Below are 20689 nucleotides of genomic sequence, written 5' to 3'. Positions count from 1 at the left end.
CGCGGGTCAAGTCTCAACCGGTGACGCGGCAACAACTGTCACGCCCCCGGCGATTGCAGACAGACAATTGCCTGCGAATTTGCTATGATCCCAACATCGAAAATCGGAATACTCAACCAGGAGGAGCCGCTATGCAGTGGAGCAGTTCAGCTTTTGTGTTGGCGGTCGTGCTTTTCTCGACCCACGCTTCCGCCGACCCCGTTCAGAAATCGGAAGACATCGTGAAGTTTTTTGCTGGTGCGGCCGATCTCGGCAAGTCCCGCGGGATTTGTGTTGGCTCCGCGGAGGAGTGCAAAAGCAAGTCCAATGACGCGTCGGCAGTGAAAACCGGCCTCGACATGCTGATCAATTTCGGCTTGGATTCGGCCGAACTTGACGCCACCGCGCGCGCTGAACTCGACGAGTTCGCCAAAGCCCTGAAGGACAACCGGCTGAGCACGTTCAGCTTCGTCGTCGAAGGCTATACCGATGCCACCGGCACGGTGCACCACAACGAAGGCCTGTCGCAACGACGAGCGAAATCGGTAGCCGCCTTCCTCACGGCCAGCGGCATCGAGCCTGATCGCATCAACGCGGTCGGCATGGGTGAAAAGAACCCGCGCAGTTCCAACCCATACGATCCGCTCAATCGCCGCGTGGAAATGCGGATAAAGACACAATAGCCACGCAAAGCTGCGCCGCAGCCTGGGGATGGGGCGAAGATTGTTCTACCCGATGGAACTTGGACAGGGGTGAGCATCTGATAGAGCAGCGCGAGCGTGGTTCAAAGCGTATTCTGAATTGAGCTTATGACGGCGGTGACGGCCTGCTTGTATTTTTCAAACTCCGGTGACGTCTGGCGGACCTCCGTGGTCGTTGTCTGCTGGGCGGCGCCAGTGGCCATGCGGCCCAGCTTCTGGCCCATTTTCCTTTCGGCCCAGTCCACGACGTAGCTGGCGGTCTTGCCGGTGAGAAACGGGTTGGCCTGGATGACGGCCGACCCCAGCACGGCGCTCAGTTGCGCCGAACCTGTGGCCGACAGCACCTGGTGCGCGCCTTCCATTCCCAGGAAATGACAGAGATAGAGTCTGCCCGCCGTAATCTGGTGACCACGCTCCCGAAGATAGGCCTCGCCTTCGCGAGCCAGGTTGCGAACCATCTCACGCGAGATCGTGGCGTCGTAGCGCAGTGCGAGCAGGTCGGCTGTCGACAGCGTGCGCGCAAGTTCCGGGCGGTAGGTGTTCATCATCCTGATCCAGGTCTTGCTTATGAATTGCCCTGCACCGGTTGCTGAGGAATTTGGGTTCTTGGCGCGAGCGCTGCCGCCGCTTTCGACATGAACGATACGGTCGGTGAGCGTCTCGACCGCGGAATCGTCGGAAGCGACCGCGGTGACCGTGCCGAGTGGGTCGATCGCTGCGCCATTCTGGTAGAGTTCGAAATGCAGGTGGGGCCCGGTCGAAAGGCCGGTGGTGCCGATATAGCCGATCACATCGCCGGCTTTCACCCTGGTTCCGACACCGGTCCCGATTGCAAATCTCAACATATGCGCATAGCGCGTCTCGCGCCCGTTTGGGTGCGAGATCTTCACCAGATTGCCATAGCTGCCGCCATCGCCCTGGAAGGTGATCTCACCATCGAAGGCGGCTGCGATCGGCGTGCCAACGGGAGCCGCCCAGTCGACGCCCTTGTGGATGCGAACGGTGCCGAGAATTGGATGCTTGCGTGGCCCGAAGGTGGATGTCATCACCCCGTTGACGGGCGTGACCATGCCGTTGGTGACCGTCAGCGAGCGGACCTGATCGTCACCGGTAACGCACGCAAACTGGCCCTCGCTCAGCTGGAAGACGAAACAGTCGAGGCTCTTTTCGGTGCCCTGCACGCCGACATACAGCACACGCCCGTCAGTCTCGCCCTTGCCGCGCGGCGTTTGCGAGTAGATCAGCACAAGGCGCTGGTCCTCGCTGGCGAAGGCGTCCAGATCCTGCCCTCGCGATAGGTACATGATCGCTTCGCCGATCACGCCGGTTGGAACACTGTTGCGAGCCGCCGTCGAGTAGATCGCGTCGAGCAGGCGATACTGCCGCTTGTGCGTGCCTTCCCCCTGTGCGCCCGAATAGTTGAACAGATCTTCACGGACCCAGGGATCGACACCCGATACGAATGCGCCCGCCGCATTGCGTGTCAGCGTGCCGACAAAGACGTTCTTGGCGTAGATGGACACCTGCATCAGCGACATGGTCGTCCTCTCGCGCCTCGGCCTGAAACCACGCATGGCGATGACATAGCCCGGTTCCAGGCCGTCGCGGTTGAAAAGCGCCTTCAGCGCTTGCCCTGCCAGCTTGGCGTCCTCTGCGGAGAAATGCGCATCGAGCGCGACGCTGTCCAAAGAGCGGTCGTTGAGGATTTTCACGAACGTGTCTTCGGTCGCCTCGAACCGCTGATACTCATTCGAGACGGTTGCGACACTCGTGTTGTTTTCGATCTGCGTCTTCTGGAATGCGGGAAGGGCTGCATCGCCCGCATCGATGGTCTCGCCCCAGCCGGCTTCGGGATCATCGGCGTCCGCCCTTTGGTCGGGCGCTGCGGCTGGTTCCCCCTCTATCGGCGATGGCTCAAGATCATTCTGCAGATCACCGGATGGTGGGGCAGCAGTCTTTCGTTGCGCCTGGAAGAATGCAAAATCCTCTTGCGTCGACGGTATCGTTGTCATGAATTTTTCGCTCGCGCTAAGCATGACGTCAGACAGGATTTCGATCTGTGGAGAAACGCCGGCCTGGTTGAGTTCCGCCGGGCGCGGCATTGTCCGGCCTTTGGTTGCGGCGCTGGCATCGGGCGCCAGCGTGATCCACATCGGGTCCCCCGCCAGATCGATAATGGCTGGCACATACACGGATGCGTCCGCCGGCATATCGTCCGCCCCTTCGACCGCATGCAACTCCTCGTCTTCGTCTCCGAACGACCAATACTCGGCGGTGAGGTAGAAACCGGCGGCGATAGAGAGCAGCACAGCCACCGCGAGACCGGCAACAAGCCTGCGCCGAAGCGTGCGCCTGCGAAGGGCCGCGCGCGCCTGCTTTTTCTGCCTGAAGCTCGTGTCGATACCGTGCGTCACGGATTGCTTCCCGTAAGGAAGAACGTCCACCGCGCCTGTTCGAGGGTATCGACTTCAAGAAATTGTGCCGCGATATGGCCGCGCTGCCAGCACTCGTCGATGCCGCGTATCGAAAAACGTCGCCGCTCAATGCACATTTCGGTCGATCCTGTGAGGATCGCATGACCAAACACGTCCGTTGCGTAGATGTAGATGTAGCGGTTCGTGAGTTCCTCACGAATGACGTTTACGCATTGATTGGCGCCGATGGTCCACCAGCCATCGGTCTGGTCCGCATTGTCGACCTTCTGGCCGACGGCGAGATTGACGACATCCAGAGTCTGATTGCAGACCGTGAACTCGGCGCGCGCTTCGCTGGATGACAGCACGGCCAACAGGGCCGCCCCCCCCATGACCGCAAGCCTCATGCTGCCACGCAGGGCAGGGGCCCGAACCGGATCAAACTGCTTTATCGGCGGGTCAGAGCGGCTGAGTTGCATCGGGCGCCCATGCTATCCGCCGAGCCGGAAATACTGGGCGGTGGCCGAGAATTGAGACCCGTCGGTCTCGATTTCTTCGAGAATCTTGGGGAGCAGCACCGAGGCTGGCATGGGCGTGGAGAACGCGGCTGCCTGGATGTCCTGAGGGCCCGTGATCACCATTATGATCTGCGGCACCGCCTTTCCGGCGGCTTTGTCGGCGGCCCCGAGACCAATCGGGATGCTGAAAGTAGCCTTGCCGGGTTCTACGACGATGCGGTCGTCGAGATTGAACACCATGCCTTTATGGTCGATCAACAGCACGCTGGACCTGAGCCCGCCACGCGTCACCAGCGTTCCGCTGATCGGCGTACCGTTTGGCACCGATGTCCGATCGAGAACAAGCTGCGGCTTGTCTGATGCGGTCTGCCCGATAAAGCGCAGAAAATTGGTGACTTCGCATTGGCTTGGTTCAATGAGCCGGACGCTGATGTCCGGCTCGACATGGAATTTGGCCTGGAACTCGGCCAGCATGCCTTCGAATGGCTGGACCGATGTTCCAAAGCCTTCGATCGCGGCAGCCTTGTCGGTTGCTGAGGTCATCGTCGCATAGAAACAGTCGCCGCCGCCGAAGTCGCGAACCCATGACACCCGTTGGGCGATGTCGTCGACGGCCGGGGGAATCTCTGGTTTGGGCACGTTCAACGCGACAGCAGGTTGGTCCGGCTGGTTGCTTGTCGGCAAGGCAGGGCTCTCGGCGTTCGCGACAGCCGGCGGGGCCGCAGTGGGATTGGGCTCCCGCGTTGCGGGTGCCGCCGGCTTGCTGGCCTGCGGTTCGGGCTTTTGGCTCTCGCCAACCTTGGGCTCAGCGGGCGGCAGCGTCGAGGCTTTCTCTACCGGCGGCGTCGGGGCGGTTGTCTCACTGGAAGCGGCCAACGTTTGACTGTCGCTGGTCATCGTATCCGGCTGGATTGGCGGCGATGCCTTTTCGGGTGGCGGCCTGGCGTCCGTTGCGGGTGGCTTCGCGACGACGTCGTTCTGCGAGGGGACTTCGGCGGGCTTGGTTGGCTCCGGCTTTTGAACCCCCAACGTATCTGCCGGATTTTCAGCCGCCTGTCCGCTGGCCTGCACGGGCGAAACTGCCTTTGCCGGCTCAGGGGCGGCAGAGTCCGCCAGGGGCGGCTTTGACAGGCCGGGCGGGAGCTTGGACGGCTCCGGTGGCAAAAGCGATGTCTTGCCGGCAGTCGGTGTGGCAGGCGTCATGAAGCCGCCCAGGTAAAGGCCCGCGCCGGAGGCCACGGCCAGCATCGCCAAGCCAGCGATCGCCAGGGTTCGGGTCTTTGTGGACCTTCCAGGCAAACGCGCCGTGGCCTCGCGCGGCATCGGCGCCGGAGGCGGCCGTTCGAACAAATGCGCGGGCCGCACGTGCTCTACGAAGGGCTGTCCGCCTGGGCCCGCTGCGGCTGCGTCGTCGTGCCTCTCAACATTCTGTGATCGTGCCTGGGTTTTGCTGCCGGATGCAAAGGTTCGCGGCAAAGCCGACCGATCGCGGGGTGTGATGGACGCCGGCGGGGTTGTCTCCTCGTTTTCGTCACGCGTCATCCTGGCGATTTCCGCCATGCTAACCGGTCGGTCCTGCGGATCCGGTTGCAGCATGGGTTCAACGATGTCACGAAAATCATCGTCGATGTCGGTGAGATCAGGCACGGTCCGGCGCTTTTCGATGACCTCGAATTGCGATCCGCTCATATCGATTGGCTTGCCGCGCAAGGCGGCAACCAGCACCAGCCCCAGGCTGTAGATATCGGATTGCTCACTGACATCGCCGCTGTAGAGCCCGAGCTGTTCGGGTGAAACATAGTTGTATTTTCCCGCAAACTTTCCGCCGATCAGGGTCTCACCGCCGACACTCGCCGACCGGGCGATACCGAAATCTATGATCTTCGCGCGGTCGACCCGGCCTCCCGGCAAGATGATGTTATCGGGCGAGAGGTCGCGGTGTATTGCTCCCGCCTGGTGCACGGCGCTCAGGCCGGAGGCGAGGCGGTGGCAGAGCTTGCGCACATCAGCCGCCGGCATCGCGCCACGCCGCATGATGTCGAACAGCGACTCACCGTCGACGAATTCCATGGCAAGGTAGGGACGGCCGATCCCGGGATCGATCGTGAAGACGTGGTAGCGCACGACCGCGTCATGCGACAGGTGATTGAGGATCAATGCCTCCTTGCGAAACAGCGACAAGATCGTCTGGTCACGGGCGAACTCGGGCAAGACGATCTTGATCGCGACATGGTCACCGGTCTGGATATTATGACCACGGTAAACCTCGCCCATGCCACCGAATGCGATGCGTTCGTCGAGCTCGTAGATGCCGCTGAGTTGCGTGCCTACGACGGTGTTGGCCATGCCCCCCGATATGCGCGTCTTGTCGTCGGAGCCCATCAACCTCAGGCCTTCGCTCTATGCAGATATGGAGGAGGCAATTGGCCATCGCGCTCGTGTCCTATCTTTACGAGGACGATCGTGACGTTATCCGTTGCGCCGCGCGCCAGCACCATGTCGAGCAGGTTCTCGCAGGCTGCCTGAGGTGTCGCCGACACCGTCGCCGCCTCGATCTCGGCGTCGGTGACATGCGCCGTCAGACCATCCGTGCTCAACACAAAAATATCCCCCGGCATGATTTCTCCCTGCTGGAAATCGATGACAATCTCGTCGCTGACGCCGATCGCTTGCGTGATGACATTGCGGCGCGGCCACGTGCGTGCTTCGGCTGCGCTGATGATACCGCGGTCGATGAGCTCCTGAACTTCGGTGTGGTCTCTCGAGATCTGCGAGATCGAGGCGTTGCGGACAAGATAGACGCGGCTGTCACCCGCCCACAGGCAGGCAAACCGCCCGTCCATCGCCAGCAGGGCGGCAACGGTGGAACCGATGGTTATGCCGCGGGATTCAGATATGCCTCGGATCTCGGCATTGGCCCGGCCCAGCCTGTCCTCGAAGCGGGCGCGAAGATCGGGAGCTGAGCTCGCAATGCCGATTGTTGACAGATGATCGACGATACTGGCGGAAGCGACCTCTCCGGCGTCATGTCCACCCATTCCGTCGGCTACCACCCAGACGCCAGTTTGTGGCTCGACCAGATAGCTGTCTTCATTGAGCTCACGGACACAGCCTTTGTGGCTCACGCCGAAGCTCTCAACGGAAAGGGCGACAGTATTCAATTTGCCACCAAGCGCTTTTCAAGCGTCCTTCTGCGGCGCACCTTTGGACGCTCGCTGGCGCCACTTTGCCACAGGCTCGAACATTAAAGTATCGAAAACTAAGGAAAACCAGGCTTTGAACGCCGTGGTCAGCGGACCGACGCCATGTTCAGCAGATGAACCCTGTTCAAAACGCCTTGGGACAGCTGAATCCGGACAGGGCCGGGAGGAAGAAGGGGTTGGAGCCTGAGCCTGTCTGGAGAGCATAAGTAACGTCGCGTCCGCCGATCACGAAGCGCGCTTGCATGTTGCTGTCGTCGCCGGTGACGGCAGCCTTGTCCAGAAGTCGTTTCAGCGCCCAGGGCCCTTCGAACTTGATGGCGGATTCGCGGCCTGGCATCTCCGGCGTCAAGCTTAGGCTGGCGGACGCGGAAGCTGCCTCGCCCGGCCAGGTGACCGCGCTCGGCGCGTTGCCCGTCTGATTGCTCCAGACGATCTGGCCTTCGGCGTCGAGTATCGCCGTATCGACATCGCCATTCAGTGAGAACGGTGTGAAAGTGATGCTGACCGAAGGCAACGAACCGCCCGATGGGAAGAAGGCGCTGCGGATTTCCGCCGCAAGCTGGAAGTCTTTCAGGGTCGATTTCGACAGGTCGCGTCCAAAGCGCGCATCCTGTTTCCAAGTCCAGTCCTGGCTGGTCATGTCGATCAGCGATGCTAGATTTTGTGCGAAGAACCGGTCCAGCAAGCCGCCAGGGGCGAACAATTTGGCGAAATCTGCCATCGCAACATCCTCGGTGGCGTCGCGGGCGAAGGGATAACGGCCGCTGATTGCGGCTTCACAAGGGGCTGTGACCGTCTGGTCAAGTATCTGATTTAAGTTGGTCACCGAGGTTTCGGCAACGTTGCCTTCGAACTCATCCGCCGTCGCGTTGACCATCCGGCCGAGTTGCTTGGGCAGGCGCGAGACATTGGCGCGAAGCGTGGCTATCTGCAGCTGCAGGTTCGAATTGACGCGTTCCGTCTGCGAAGGAACTTCGGCCGCCAGTTGCAGGCTCTGATAGATATCGCTGAAGTTTTGGGTCAGAGCATCGATCGGGCGATGTCCGGCAGGGCCGTTCACCAGGGCCTGGAATGGTCTGAATTGCGCTTCGATGTTTGCTCCTGGACTGAAGTTCCGTGCGTCGGCGGCCCCGGTGCCGGCGCGGCTTTGCGATTTGCCGCTGGCGATTGTTATGCCGATGCGGGCCAGGCCCTTGGCCAGATCCGCGGGGTTGCGCGGCGGGTTCTGGACCGTGCCTTCGATCTCGGTGCCGGGATCGGGGCCGTCACCTGAGTCCCGCGTCAGAGCTGTTTCATCGGCGATTGCCGCAAAGAGCTGATTCATCGGTGAGCTTGGGGAGGCAGCGGCCGAAAGCGCGATGTAGTGCGGCTTGTCCGTCAGCATCGCCTTGAATTTCAACTGGCCGAGAACGCCGTTCCACGCGGCCGCGAACTCCTTGCCGTAGCGATCAAGAAGTTCGGGGCCGAGCTTGAGCAATTGCTGGTTGATGTCGCCTTGTTCGCCGCCGCCCCCGAGAACCCACTGCTCGTCGACAAGCATCTGCGCAATGCGCGACAGTTGCCGGAGATAGAAGGTGTTGAAGCCGGAATGAGTATAGATGCCGGGAATACGAAGCCCTGACAGATCGCCGCCATCGATGCGCTCGAACAGCAGCTGCGCTTCCGGCCCGCCTTTCTGAGACAGTGAAAAATCGTCCAGCACCGCTGCGTATATAGCCGACTTGATCAAGGCCGAAGCGCGATCGGCAAGGCTCATACGCCCGAGTGAACGTTGAGCGGCTTCGACAAGCGGCTGGTTGAGTTCGAAGACCGGATCATAGGCGTCGTCCAATGCAAGCATGGCGCGCAGGTGCTTTTCGAGCTGCTCGCGTCCTTCGCGATTGTTTTCGCCCGGATATCGGTTCTGCTCCCAGTCCCGCTTCATCCACGAAACGATCAAAGCGTCATCGACCTTCGGTGCCTTGCCGCCAAGCATCAGATAGATTTTCAACGGTTCGTAGAGTGCGACGGGATCGGCCATCTTGGCCTGGATCGTCCGCTCGGCCTGGATCAACAGGCGCGATCGGAGCAGTCGCTCCAGCGCCTGCCGATAGGCTGTTTTGGATGCCGAAAGAAGTCTCTCCCTCTGGCTGAGGCCGAACGTCTCCTCTAACGGTGTCGGCAAGTCACCGGTTTCATACCCGGCCGGCAGATCGCGCAACTGGTCAAGCGGGCCGATGACGTTTTCAAGGTCGACATCGGTGACCGTGCTGGCCTGGAGCAACGGGGCCGCCGTCTCGCGATACTGGCCCATGGCCAGCGTTGTGGAGGCGATCAGCGACCGGTTGGAAGCAAAGCTCAGGGCGAGCGTACCCAGTGCGGCGGCGGCGATCAGCGTTATGGCACCCAGGCCACCAAATCTGACGATCGCCGCACGCCTTGCAGCCGATTTGTCATACGAAACCCAGCCCGATTCGGCAAAAATGACGTCCGTCAGCAGATCATGCAAAAAGAAGCTTTTGCCGGTTCCAGAAAGGTGAGGGCGGGAATTGCCGCCGAAATTGCGGCCGATCGCGCCCAGCACCTGATCGATAGGCGTGCCCTCTTGCGTGCCGGACGAAAAATACAATCCACGCAGGCTGACATTCACCTGGCTGCGTCCGGGATCGAACAGAGCGGCGACAAAGCTGGTAACTCGGCCCTTTAGTGCGCCGAACTGTGCCGGAAAACCGAAGATGGAGATGCGCGTGACGGGATCAGCCTCTTCCTGGAGGCGGTCGGCCATCTCGTCGGCCAGTCGTTTTGCCAGCGCATCGAATTCGGCAGGGGCTCCAGCGGCCATGTTCCTGTCGCGCTCCGCGGTCTGGAATGTCGCGCCCCACACCTTGCGCCTTCGTGACTCGTCGAAACCGCCGAAGTAGTCCAGGAAACCGGAGACAAGATCGGCCTTGGTGAAAATCAGATAGACTGGAAACTGAACTTTCAGCGTCTCGTGGATTTCCCTCAGCCGGTTGCGTATCTCGGCGACGTGGGTATCTAGCTGCCGGTCGTCGAAGCTCATCAGATCGGCAAGGCTGATGGCCAGGATGACGCCGTTTATCGGTTGCCGGGCGCGGTGCTTCTTGAGCAGTGACAGGAAGGAGAGCCAGCTCTTCTTGTCGCTCTCAGCATTGGAATCCTGCGTCGTGTAGCGACCTGCGGTGTCGATCAACACGGCCTGGTCGGTAAACCACCAGTCGCAGGCACGTGTTCCGCCAATGCCGGCCACCGGTTGGGCGTCTCCTGAACCGGCAAGCGGAAAATTCAGCCCCGAATTGACCAGTGCCGTTGTCTTGCCGGCACCCGGCGGGCCTATGACGACGTACCAGGGGACGTCGTAGAGGAAGTTGCGCTTGCCGCTCGACCCTTTGAGCGCCGCCAAGGCCTCATTCATGCGGGCTTCGAGCAGCCGCCCATCGTCATCATCGCGGTCATCATTGTGCGCAACGACGGTTTCGAGCGCTTTTTGCGCCTTCCTCGCCTGCCAGAAACGAAGCCCGTGAACAAGCGCCAGCGTCGCCACGATTACACCGATGATCGTTGCACGCAGCCAGGCAGGCCCGAGCGGCCGGCTATCGGCAAAGCGGATCAAGGGGCCGGCAAACCATATGGCGGTCGCGAAGCCGATCAGCGCGGTCATGCTGAATATCCGCAGCAGCCAACGCGTCATGGATGCTTCCAGCAGGTCGTCACAATGTCTCCTCCCTGGGGATCATCACATCGACACGGCGGTTCCTGGCGCGGCCTTCCGGCGTCGCGTTTTCGGCGATCGGTTCGTCCTCGCCCTTGCCGTCCACCGTCAGTCGCGAGGGATCGCTGAATTTCGCGGCCATCAGGGCTTCGACGGCTTTGGCCCGGGCCAGCGAAAGGTCGAAGTTGGATTTGAAGGCGCTCGACCGACGCGGTTTGACATTATCCGTGTGGCCGACGATCCGGATCGGTCCAGGCTCGTGCTCAAGAGCCGCGGCGATGTCGGCGGCGATGGGCTGAAATTCCGGCTTCGTCTCGGCCCTGCCGGACTGGAACAGCAGCAGATTGTTGATTTCCACGACGATGAAGTCGCCCTTGGTGCCAATGGCCAGTCCGCCGCCTTCGACGTCCTTGGCCAGCGCCGCACGAATACGATTGATCTGAGCGTTGGCCGCCGGTGGGGCGACTTTGGCTGGCTCGACCAGCGGCGCCACGCTGGCGCGCTCGATAGCGACGGGTATTGATGGGTTGAGTGCCAGCAATTCACCTGCGGCGGCGTCGCCTTCATTGGAGATGAAGACCCGCAATGCGAAGAACGCTGCCGCCAGCAGCGCCGACGCTGACGCGGCAACCACCCAAAGCGGCAGGCGGGCCGAGGACTGCGCCATCGTCTCGGCCAAGCCCTGCCAGCGCGGCGAGATGTCTTCACCCGCACGCGTCCTGAAGTAGCGAAGCGTCTCGTAGACGTCGCGTCGAACGCGCTCGAGATTGTTGTCTTCGCGCCTCACGCCGCGATACTGGCCCTCGAACCCCAGCGACAGACAGACATGCATCAGTTCGAGCAGATCGTAATGTGTCTCGGGATGGGCCAGGATCTTGTTCAGTGCTTCGTAGAAGCCTGTGCCGGAGGACTGGGTATGAAAGAACTGCCACGACATGCTGCGTTGCGACCAGTCGTCTTTCCCAGGCCAAGGCAGGTTGCCGATAAGATCGTCGGCTGTTTCGCACAGAACATAACGCGCAATCCGCGCATCCTCTTCGGCAACGTCCGATTTCTCCACCGTCCGGTCGAATTTTTCGATGGCCTCCGCGACATGTTGCGCCAGTGGCTCCGCCTGTCTTTCGACAGGCATCAGCCTGAGTTGCCCAAACAGCATCAGCAAAGGAGCGGCCGCAGCGAGAATAGTGTTTGCCGCGCAGTATCTGACCACCTCGGCGGCGCCGAGCAGCATGCGCTGCTCGATGGGCGGCTTTGATGCGGCGGCCGAAGAGCTGGTACCTGCTGGGGCACCCAGGGCCGGGCCTTGATAGATGACGGTTCCTGATACCCAGCCCGGTGGCCGCACGACGCCAGGATCGAACACGGTTGAATCCTCGATCCTGGAGGTGTCCGCGATGGATTGCTCCGGAACCGGCGGCGGTTTTTGCGTGCGCCGTGGATTTGCGCGAATGACGGTCTTGCCCGCCGGACCGAAGGGGTCGTCCTTCGAGCTCATCGCCGATCACCCGTGCAGGCGGGATACCCGCGATTGGGCGAGACAGGCGCAAGACGGTTTCTGGTCGGGTAAAGGGGCAGCTCCGGTCGGCCGCGGCAGTGTCCGCAGAAGGATTGGCCAGAAAATCCTGTCCCGCCGTAGCATGACATTGCCGCAGACCCCCAGGTCAATGAGTCTTACCCGCTTGGCGAACTGTCGTACGCGATTGTAATCTCAGAAATTGTTTATTGGAACCGGATGCCGGGCGTCGGAGGACTTTTCTGATTGGCCTGCCAGGCGTTTCCTGGATCGCCTATTTTTGCTTGTCGGCTTTGGCGTAGGCCTCGCTGAAATACGCCAGGTAGATGTCCAGCATGCCGTTTTCATGTGCCTCCTCCATGGTCCGCCATGTCGCGACATAGGCGTCCCAGGCCTGCCCCTTCTTCGATGTGAACGACGTAGGCGGGAGTTTCCTGCCGATCGCCTCGGGCGACAGGTCGTCAAGCAGTCGGGAGAGCGCAGCTTGCATGGCGGCATAGGTGGCGAATTCGTGCGTCTTCAGATCGCGGAATGCGTCCTCGATACTGCGCCTGGCATCAAGATAGCCGGCCCTGCGACGGGCGAACATGATTTCGAGGATTTCGTCGGTTCCTGGAACGAACTTCAGCGGATTGTTGTCGGCGGCGCTGATCATCGTTCGTTGTGTGCTCTTGGCCAGCATTTTCGCGGCCGCACGTGCTTTCAGCAGCAACGTCAGTTCCTCGACCACCGCCCGCAGGACCGCGCCGATTTCGGCGGCAACTTCATGCGGGTCGCGTAATTGAAGCAATTCCGGCGAAATGCCGGCTCCGATCGCGATCTCCCGCAAGACCTCGTCTCTGGTCGAAGGCAGGGGTGGGGAGTGTGGCGGAATGCGCTGCCCGGGCCGTTGCTGCGCGGGATCGAAGAAAGGTGCATCTTTGAATTCCAGCGGTCGGCCTGTCGCGGGCGGCATGTCTCGCTGCTCGGATTTGTAGCTGGGGTAGCCCGCCGTGGCGCGCTCTTCGTCGATCGATACCAAGATGACATAACGGCCGATCAGTATCCGGTCGCCATGGCCAAGCCGGTGTGGCCCGGTCATGCGCTGGCTCGATCCGTTGATGAAAGTCCCATTGCGCGAGATGTCGTGCAGCCAGAACGCGCCCGCCTCGTAGCGAACCTCGCAGTGGCGGCCCGAGATGAACTTGTCGGGATCCGGCAAGGTCCAGTCGCAAGCATCGCGTCCGATTTCGAAGCCGCGATCGCGCGCCGCGTAGCTGGTCGAGGTACCAGCGGGCAAGGCGTCGACATTGTTGATTTCCAGACTGATGTGCATCCGAGATCGCCGTCGATCGTTGATCGGTACTCCGCCATTCTAGCAGCTTGCGGGTAAAACAGGACAGAAGCGTTTCAAGCCGATGAACCGGCTGGTTAATGCATGTCGCCCAAAAGTGCCCTCCGTTTGAGAAAACGACATTGCATGAAACAAGACCTGAAGGTGCAGCGCGTGAATCCGACCAACCGCGATACGGTTTGGGTTTCTGTCGCCCCATGTCCTCTTTGGCCAGTAGGAAAACATGTGGTAGGCTCAACATGGCCTGGCGTGGCGGATTTAAGAAGTTCCTGAACGGAATGCTGTTAATATAGCGGGAACTTCAAATCCATCACATTGGCGGCCGCGTCCAGGAGGGGGCTCGACCCATGCCCAATGAACGTGCCACCGTTGTCCGCACACCGGTTGGCTCCGAGCTGTTGACCTTCACGCATCTTGTCGGACGCGATGAGATCAGCCGTTGTTTTGCCTATACGGTCGGATTCGTGAGCACCGACTCCGATATCGATCCGTTGAAGATGCTGGGCGGGCCGCTCTCGATCGAAGCTGAATCTGATCCGAAACGCTGGTTCAGCGGCATCGTCTCCGAGTTCCGGCTCACCCGGCTGGAAGATCGGCTGGCCTACTATGAGGCGGTCATCAGGCCGTGGCTCTGGTTTCTCGGCAACACCACCGATTGCCGTATTTTCCAGAACAAGAGCGTCCTCGACATCGTCAAGGACATCTTCAAGAAATACGGTATCGCGGAATTCGATCTGCGCCTGCAAGGGTCCTATCCCCCGCGCGAATATTGCGTGCAGTACGACGAACCCGATCTGGATTTCGTGCAGCGGCTGCTGGAGCATGAAGGCATCCTGTATTTCTTCGAGCATGATGACGGCAAGCACACGCTTGTCCTGGCCGATGCGATGAGCAAGCTGAAGCCTGCGCCGGGCTACGAGAAAGTGCTCTATAACTTTGAAGGTCAGGGTTCGCGGCGCGATGTCGAATACATCACTGAATGGATACCGGGCAGTTCGGTGCGCCCAGGCGCGTATGCCCACACCGACTATGATTTCACGAAGCCGGGCGCCGATCTCATGGCCAAGTCGGCCCAGCCGTTCAGCCACAAGGAGGCAGCGGGCGAGAACTACCGCCAGCCCGGCGCGCATCTCGAAACGGGCCGGGGAGACAGCCTGGCCGCGATCCGGCGTGAGGAAATCCAGGCCGTCCACCAGCGCATCGCCGCCGTCGGCACCGTGCGCGGCCTCTATTCGGGCTGCACGTTCAAGCTGGATAGCTTTCCGCGCGAGGACCAGAATCAGGAGTATCTGGTGGTCAGCGCCGAATACAGACTGTTTGATCCAGGCTACAGAGCCCATGCTGACGTCGACAGCGAGAACTTCAAGGTGATCCTCGGCCTGGCGCCGACCGCCTTGCCCTATCGTCCACCACGGATCACGCCACGGCCGATCATGCGCGGGCCGCAGACGGCGACGGTGGTCGGCCCGTCCGGCGAAGAAATATTCACCGACAAATATGCGCGGGTGAAGGTGCAGTTCCATTGGGACCGTCTGGGCAAGAACGACCAGAACAGCTCCTGTTTCGTGCGAGTGTCGCAGACCTGGGCCGGCAGCGGCTGGGGCTTCATCCAGATCCCGCGCATCGGCCAGGAGGTGATCGTCGACTTCATCGAAGGCGACCCGGACCTGCCGATCATCACCGGCCGGGTCTACAACGCCTCGCAGATGCCGCCCTACGGGCTGCCGGGCAGCGCCACGCAATCGGGCTGGAAGTCCGACTCCTCCAAAGGCGGTGGCGGCTATAACGAGCTGATGTTCGAGGACAAGGCCGGCTCCGAACTGGTCAATTTCCAGGCGCAGAAGGACCATAACCTTCTGGTCAAGCACGACCGCACCAAGCTGGTGCAGCACGACCAGTCCGACCGCATCGACCACGACGCCAAGCACTCCGTCGGCCACAACCTCGACGAGGACGTCGGCAACAACAAGACGGTCAAGGTCCGCGTCGACCAGACCACCAACATCGGCAAGAACGATACCGAGACGGTGGGCGTCAACCGCTCGCTGACGGTTGGCTCGAACGAGACGATCGGCGTCGGGGCGAACTCGATGGAGACGATCGGGTCCAATCACACGCAGACCGTCGGGTTGATCCAGACGATTACCGTGGGCGCGGCGCGAGTGGATTCAGTGGGCGCAGCGGAAACCCGAAGCGTTGGCGCCGTCCAGACGAATGAGATCGGCGCATCGCGCTCGATGACGGTGGGGGCCGGACAGACTCACACCATCGGAGCGGCGGACAATTGGACAATCGCCGCCGCGCAGAGCGTGAAAATCGGCGCGGACCAGAGTTTCACCATCGGCGGCGCGCAGTCGTCGCAAATCGGCAAAGGCAGGTCGGCAAAAATCGGCGCTGACGACGCAACCGATGTCGGAGGCGGGCACGCGCTCAAGGTCGGCAAGGGCAGCGGAATCCAGATTGCGGACGACAGCTCGATCAAGGTCGGCAAGAACCTGGTAATCGAGGCGGGTGACTCGATCACACTCAGATGCGGCTCGGCGTCGATCACAATGAAAAAGGACGGCACCATTGTTGCCGACGGCAAGGACATAACGCTCAAGGGCAGCGGCAAGATTACCGTCAAGGCGGACGGCGACGTGATCGTCAAGGGAAGCACCATCAACAACAACTGAGGGCGTCATCATGGCAGTGCTGGATCGTATCGATGGCGTAGTGATCGGCCTGCTGATTGGTTTCGAGGGCGGGGCGCCGCTTGTCGTCTTCGTTGGCAATCCGCGCGAGACGGCGATTGCGGCGCGCAGCCTGACTGAACTGGACATTTCGGCGATCGGTTCAGAACTGGCCCTTCTGTTCGAGGAGGGTGATCCCACGCGGCCGCTGGTCGTTGGACGCATCGTCGATCCGGCGCACAAGAACAGGGGGTTGAAAGTCGCTCGCGAAGGCGACCGTGTCGTCATCACCGGAGACGAGCGCATAGAACTGCGCTGCGGCCTGGCGTCGATCATTCTAGAAAAGAATGGCCGCGTGACCATTCGCGGCAGCCAGTTGACGAGCCAGGCCAGCGGGACCAACCGTATCCGCGGCGGGGCCGTGCATCTCAATTGAGGTATTGCCGATGCACCCCGTCGCGACCATCGCCGCCATCGTGGATCAACATGCCGAAGATGCCGCTTTCCTCTGGCTTCGCCGCCGCCGCGAAATCGATGGTTCGATTCTCGAGGAGACGGACATCGGCCGCATCGACCAGCGTCTCGACGCGAACATCGAAGGGCTCATGGCTGCCGGCAAGGCCGGCTGGGATGCGGCCTGGGCCCGTTTCACAGACTATGCCGAGCCGGGCGAGCTTTTCGCACTTGGCACGCTGGCATTGCATTGGGGCGATGCTGATCTGGTAGCGATTGCGATCGACGCCGCGGCGAGCCTCGGTGAGGCCGGCCTGTCGAGCCTGTCCGCCGCAGTCGCGCGCACACCGCGTGAAAAACTGCGGCCGTTCGTGGCCGAATGGCTGGACACCCGAGATGCGCCGCAGCGTTGCCTTGGGCTGTCTGCGCTCTGGCATCACCGCGTCGATCCGGGACCGCGCCTGCATGATCTGGCCAGCCATTCCGACGCGAATGTCCGCCGGCGCGCCGTTCGGCTTGCCGGTGGGCTCAAACGGCGCGACCTGCTTCCGGCAGTCCTGGCTGGCCTTGATGGCGAGACGGCGAAAGAACGTCTTGCGGCCGCCTTCGCCGCTTGCCTGCTTGGCGAGGCGCGGTCCGCGCACCCAGTGATCGACAAGATCGTGCTGACGGAGACGGACCAGGCGGAGGCGGCGATCGAGATACGCCTGCTGACAACGCCGCCCGAGGCCGCGAAAGCCTGGTTGCAGACGCGCCTTGGCCAACCCCTGCTACGCGTGGCGGCAACGGCATCGATCGGCCTGTTTGGCGATCCGGCGGTGATGCCCTGGCTGATCGAGAAGATGCGCGAACCGGAGCTTGTCTTTGCAGCGGGGCTGGCAATGCGCGATCTGTTCGAGGTGGATTTCAACGATACCGGCCTGTTTGCGATAGACCCGGCCGATTTGGGGAAGGCGTTTGAATATCTGAACGACAGCCCGTTGCCTGTCGCCGATCGCGTTGCTGCTTGGTGGGACGAGGGACGGGGCGGGCGCGGCCGCACGCCTTTCCATTCGATGCGCCGGTTGCGGCTCGACGCGTTGCGCGCGGCCATCGCGGCAACCGATACGCCGCTGGCCGACTGGCGAAGGACGCGCCGGTTTCCGGCATGGCTGTAATCTATCGGCGGTTCGCCCGCGCCACGACGGCGGCGGCGCGCAATCCGTTCTCGGATGCGACTTCGCACATGGCAATCGATCCCGGCGCATAATTCTGGACAAGACTGTCGGCGGCCAGCATCAGCGCCAGCGCGCCGCTGGCCGCGCCGGTGTCGCCGACCGTCATCGCCGGATAGGCCGTCGCCATCAGGGTGCGGTGCGTGCGATAGAAGCGCGGTCGGGCAATCAGCATCTCCCAGCCATGATAGCGCTCGCCATTGCCGTTCGAGACGACGAAATCGATGTCGGGTTCCGATGGTCCCGATCCCGAAACGGCGTCGCGCAGCGCGCCGAGCATGGCGCGGCCCTGGCTGTAGCGCTCGGAAAGGATGCTGTCAGTCTCCTGGGCCATGCCGATGCCATGGATGGCGGCCACGACAGGCCCGCGGCCGGGTTCCCGGAGCAGCCGCACGAAGACCGCCGCCTCGCTAGGAATCACTCCTTGGGCGTTGTCCGCGCCCTGTAAACGCCCGGTCCGGCTGAGCCGGCCGAGGTCGGTGTGGTTGACGAGGCTGTCGACGCCACCGAGCAGCACCTGTGCGGCGCCTTGATCCTCCATCAGTGCAATCGCCCGTTCTATCAGTCCCACACTTGCCGCCGCGCCGCCGTCGACGACGCACGAGGCGCGGTGGAACCTCAGGCCTGTTGCGTCGACAACCGCGGCCAGGAAATCGCGCGCCGGGATATCAACGAAAGCCGGATGGTTGCGAAAGCTCTCTGGCGTCGTGATGAGCAGCGCGGTGGCCGCCGCGACCCCCGGTTCGCCCGTGCCGAGCGCTTCGTTGATAGCTCGGGCGGCCATGTTGACCAGCCATTCGCCTTCGTTGCGGCGCAGGTGCCAATGAGTGGGTATGCGCGCGACTACCTGTGGCACTCCGAACGGTTCGGCGAGCGTGATTTCCTCGAAGGCCGAAAGGCTTGCCCGAATGGCCGCGATCGTTTGCCGCGCATTCAGCCCGGCGGGCGTGACGGCGCCGCCACCGGCGACGTAGAGCGGCCGCTTCATGGCTGCCACACGGCGCGGTCGACGGTGCCGTCACCGCCACGCGGGCTGAGATAGATCTTTCGCTTGCGCCGGGCCATGAGAAAGGCGGGCGTGACATGGCCGAAGACGATCTCCCGCAGCGCCGGCGTGTTCCGTTTTGTCATGTGTGAAAAGCGCGCTTTCAGTGTGACGCGCCACAGATCCGGCTCGACAATCACCGTGTCCGCGGCAAACGGACGTTCCTCGACCCGGTCGTCATAGATCAGCCGCACAGGCGCAACGATGCGCGGCAGGCGGAAGGCCCAGCGGCCGTTCGGTGTCATGCCGATGATCGTGACAGTCTCACCGCCATGGATTGCCGGCAGGTGCTGGTCCGCCGGGGCGCACAGATTGTAGCGCGGATCGAAATCCCCGGGAGGCAGGGGCCACTGCGTGTCGATCCAGGCTTGATCGTAGGTGCCGGCGAGCGGCAGTCTCGGGATCCAACCCCGCCCGAGCGGGCCGAAGCCGGCCGGTCTGGGTCGATCGGAGGGGCTGAGACAAGGTTCAGCGGGATAGGTGACATTTGGGGCTTGTGTGCGCACTGCCGGATCGGCGGAGGAGGCATGGTGATAGCCGACGCCGACCGGGTTGCGTCGGTCAAGCCGACCATCTGGCAGCGTCCCGCCATAGGCGCGCTCGTAAACGATCGGCATCGTTCGGAACAGGGCCGGCGCGCTGAAGCCGCCGGCGTCGTAGATGCGGTCTCCGACGACGTTGAGCACTTTTTGCAAGCCACTGACGCGGAAACCGACCTGCATCTCCGTCACCGGACGGCCGTTCGGCGCGTGCGCCGAACCGTTGACAAGGATTTCGGCGGCCGGCTTATGCGGCGCAATATCGGCTTCGTAGCGATTGGAGGAATTGGCTGGATCGCCGAACGGGATATCCCAGAGCGCGACCGGCATCTGGTCTTCGCAAACGTCCATCGCCGGTGCGCCGTCGAGCGCATCGAAGCTTGCCGAGAACATGACGACCAGGATTTCCTGGCCGTCGGCGTCGAGTTGCACATGTGTTGCGGTGGCGAACGGGGTGCGATTCTCTATCCCGACCGCGAACGCCATCGCTCAGCACCAGTTGCCGTGTTCGTCGAGGCCGATCGGCCAGTAGGGCATCGCGGTCAGCAGCGTCGCATAGTCGTCATGGCCGCCCTGGATCAGCCACTCGAGAAGGAACACTTCGGGAGGCACCGCCCTCGACACCGAACGCCGGTTTTCCTCGTCGCACGCAAGCCAGTACTTGCGCACGAGCCAGACCACTCTCGGGTGGCCGGCGGGGCCGGCAATCCCCTTGGCCTCGATCGTTCGGAGGATTGCCTCGCCCATCGGCAGGCCGGTCTCCATACGCTCCTGGACACTCGCGTTCCATGTCTCGGACGCGACAGCGAACACGTCCACGAAATCGAGCAGATAGGCGGCGAACAGGCCGCGATGTCCGGCCGCGCCGGTCCCCGGCGCCGCCTCTTCCGCGCGGCCTCGGACGTCACCGGGCGCGCGCAGCAGCCGGTAGGTCCCGTTCTGGATGTTGTGATTGACGAGCAGTGCCATCGCTCAGGACTCCTCGAATTCCGGATCTTCCCCGATGGGAATGAAGTCGAACGTCCTCATGAAGTCCGCCAACTCGGGCTCGGTGTCGTCCAGCCACGAGAGGAGCAACGTTACGGGTGGGACCGGACCGTCCCCCTCGCTCTCTTCGGACAACTGCTTGGCCTCGGAGCCCCACATCTCACTCCCGTGCTCCGGCCCGCCGCCCGAAAGCGAGTCGTTCAGTCGCGTCGTTTCGAAGTAGTACTTCCGAAACAGGGCAATGACTCGAGGATGACTCGCTGGTCCCGCCGGCCAGCGGGCGTCGACAACCTCCCTGTTGACTTCCTGCGCATGAAGGTCACGCCACCATTCCAGCATTGGTGGCACGACGATCTTCAGCTCGTTTGTCCAACGATCATAAATGTCTTGATGCGTTATCGAGATCATT

At 62.1% G+C, this 20689-nt stretch carries 15 protein-coding genes; 4 read left to right on the top strand and 11 right to left on the bottom strand.

Annotation, left to right across the window (positions count from 1 at the left end):
* The first annotated feature begins 131 nt into the window (after positions 1-131).
* Entirely contained in the window at positions 132-662 is a 531-nt protein-coding gene (locus tag A4R29_RS30865; protein WP_013525282.1) for an OmpA family protein, read from the top strand.
* Positions 663-763: 101 nt separating this feature from the next.
* Here A4R29_RS30865 and A4R29_RS30860 read toward each other — a convergent pair whose 3' ends face one another.
* The 7 genes from A4R29_RS30860 to tagH form a co-directional block, all read right to left on the bottom strand.
* Positions 764-3094: a M23 family metallopeptidase gene (locus tag A4R29_RS30860; RefSeq protein WP_063173928.1), complete on the bottom strand. Its 2331-nt coding sequence runs from the start codon at positions 3092-3094 to the stop codon at positions 764-766.
* Positions 3091-3501, bottom strand: a complete 411-nt coding sequence (locus tag A4R29_RS30855) for a DUF1036 domain-containing protein (RefSeq protein ID WP_024504491.1) — start codon at positions 3499-3501, stop codon at positions 3091-3093. The genes A4R29_RS30860 and A4R29_RS30855 overlap by 4 nt, the downstream gene beginning before the upstream one ends.
* 84 nt (positions 3502-3585) lie before the next feature.
* Entirely contained in the window at positions 3586-5994 is a 2409-nt protein-coding gene (locus A4R29_RS30850) for a serine/threonine-protein kinase (RefSeq protein WP_063173927.1), read from the bottom strand.
* Positions 5995-5999: 5 nt separating this feature from the next.
* Positions 6000-6773, bottom strand: a complete 774-nt coding sequence (locus A4R29_RS30845) for a PP2C family protein-serine/threonine phosphatase (protein ID WP_013525286.1) — start codon at positions 6771-6773, stop codon at positions 6000-6002.
* Positions 6774-6939: 166 nt separating this feature from the next.
* Positions 6940-10503, bottom strand: coding sequence for a type VI secretion system membrane subunit TssM (gene tssM, locus A4R29_RS30840; protein WP_063173926.1), 3564 nt, complete (start codon positions 10501-10503; stop codon positions 6940-6942).
* 19 nt (positions 10504-10522) lie between these two features.
* Complete coding sequence (tssL, locus tag A4R29_RS30835; RefSeq protein WP_063173925.1) at positions 10523-12019, bottom strand: type VI secretion system protein TssL, long form; 1497 nt, start codon at positions 12017-12019, stop codon at positions 10523-10525.
* 292 nt (positions 12020-12311) lie between these two features.
* Complete coding sequence (gene tagH, locus A4R29_RS30830) at positions 12312-13352, bottom strand: type VI secretion system-associated FHA domain protein TagH (RefSeq protein WP_027163195.1); 1041 nt, start codon at positions 13350-13352, stop codon at positions 12312-12314.
* Positions 13353-13717: 365 nt separating this feature from the next.
* Here tagH and A4R29_RS30825 point away from each other — a divergent pair, with 365 nt between their 5' ends.
* The 3 genes from A4R29_RS30825 to A4R29_RS30815 are packed head-to-tail and all read left to right on the top strand — an operon-like array spanning position 13718 to position 17652.
* The gene (locus tag A4R29_RS30825) at positions 13718-16045 is read left to right on the top strand and encodes a type VI secretion system Vgr family protein (protein WP_063173924.1); all 2328 of its coding nucleotides are present in this window, start codon (positions 13718-13720) and stop codon (positions 16043-16045) included.
* A 10-nt stretch (positions 16046-16055) separates the two neighbouring features.
* A complete protein-coding gene (locus tag A4R29_RS30820; RefSeq protein WP_063173923.1) occupies positions 16056-16478 on the top strand; it encodes a DUF6484 domain-containing protein in 423 nt (140 codons plus the stop codon).
* Positions 16479-16488: 10 nt separating this feature from the next.
* Positions 16489-17652 (top strand): hypothetical protein, encoded by a 1164-nt coding sequence (locus A4R29_RS30815; RefSeq protein ID WP_063173922.1) that lies wholly within the window; start codon positions 16489-16491, stop codon positions 17650-17652.
* Position 17653: 1 nt separating this feature from the next.
* On the opposite strand, the gene A4R29_RS30810 is transcribed toward A4R29_RS30815, so the two are convergent.
* From A4R29_RS30810 to A4R29_RS30795, 4 genes are read right to left on the bottom strand one after another with little or no spacing between them, the layout of a single operon-like run.
* Entirely contained in the window at positions 17654-18697 is a 1044-nt protein-coding gene (locus A4R29_RS30810) for a hypothetical protein (RefSeq protein ID WP_063173921.1), read from the bottom strand.
* On the bottom strand, positions 18694-19779 hold the full coding sequence (locus tag A4R29_RS30805; RefSeq protein WP_063173920.1) for a DUF2169 family type VI secretion system accessory protein: 1086 nt from the start codon (positions 19777-19779) through the stop codon (positions 18694-18696). The genes A4R29_RS30810 and A4R29_RS30805 overlap by 4 nt, the downstream gene beginning before the upstream one ends.
* Before the next feature lie 3 nt (positions 19780-19782).
* Complete coding sequence (locus A4R29_RS30800) at positions 19783-20262, bottom strand: hypothetical protein (RefSeq protein WP_063173919.1); 480 nt, start codon at positions 20260-20262, stop codon at positions 19783-19785.
* 3 nt (positions 20263-20265) lie between these two features.
* Positions 20266-20688 carry a hypothetical protein gene (locus A4R29_RS30795; protein WP_063173918.1) on the bottom strand — a complete coding sequence of 141 codons (423 nt, stop codon included), beginning with the start codon at positions 20686-20688 and terminating at the stop codon, positions 20266-20268.
* Between the last annotated feature and the right edge of the window lies 1 nt (position 20689).

This window comes from Mesorhizobium ciceri biovar biserrulae (assembly GCF_001618845.1).
Taxonomy (GTDB): Bacteria; Pseudomonadota; Alphaproteobacteria; order Rhizobiales; family Rhizobiaceae; genus Mesorhizobium; species Mesorhizobium ciceri.
The sequence above is the reverse complement of the archived record's forward strand: the minus strand, read 5'-3'. Positions and strand labels throughout refer to the sequence as shown.